The organism is Elioraea sp. Yellowstone, assembly GCF_006704265.1.
GTDB lineage: Bacteria > Pseudomonadota > Alphaproteobacteria > Acetobacterales > Acetobacteraceae > Elioraea.
Genome location: NZ_VIKA01000318.1, coordinates 1 through 719, shown reverse-complemented (window position 1 = coordinate 719; position 719 = coordinate 1). Strand labels below are relative to the sequence as shown.

Genomic DNA, 719 nt, shown 5'->3' with positions numbered 1-719 from the left:
CCTCGCCGCGGGCTGCTTCGACCGCAGCCTGCTCGCCGCGCGCTTCTGCGCGGTCGCCGAGGCGGCGGCGCAACGCGCGCCCCTGCCGACCGGGTCGGCGCTGCCGGCTGAGACCCGCGCCGTGCCATGACGATCCTGTTCCTGTCGTCCGCGCATCCGGCCGACGACCGCCGGGTCGTGCTGCTCGAGGCGGCGAGCCTCGCCGAGGCGGGCTTCGCGGTGCTGCATCTCTGCCCGGAGGGAAGGCAGCCGCCTGCGGCCGTGCCGACCTGGACCCTGCGCCGCCGGCCGGGCCTCGCGGGGCGGTTGGCGATCCTGCCGCGGCTGCTCGCAGGCGCGATCCGCATTCGGCCGACGACCATCCACGCGAGCGAGCCCGACGCCTGGGCGGTCGCGCTGCTCGCCAAGGCGGTGACCGGCTGCGCGGTCGTGTTCGACGCGCACGAGGACTACGCCGATCCGTGCCGGCTCGGCCGCCTGCCCGCGCCCCTTCGCCGGCCGGCGGCGGCGGCGATCCGGCTTGCCTTCCGCGCGCTCGCGCGCTGGACCGACGCGGTGGTGCTCGCAGCACCGGGCCTCGAGGCGCGCTTTCCCTCGCCGCCGGATCGTCCGCCGCGCGTTGTGGTGCGCAACCTGATCCCCCGCCGCGAGGCCGAGGCGCTGCCGCAAGCCGTGCCGGCGGCACCCGGCCCGCTGCGGCTGGTCGCGCTGGGCGCGAT

The 719-nt window shown here is 78.0% G+C and carries 1 protein-coding gene; it reads left to right on the top strand.

Going from position 1 to position 719, the window contains the following annotated elements; translation table 11 throughout:
* Positions 1-126: 126 nt before the first annotated feature.
* Positions 127-719: glycosyltransferase (locus FK498_RS18925; protein ID WP_141857277.1), on the top strand; the 593-nt coding region annotated here is incomplete at its 3' end.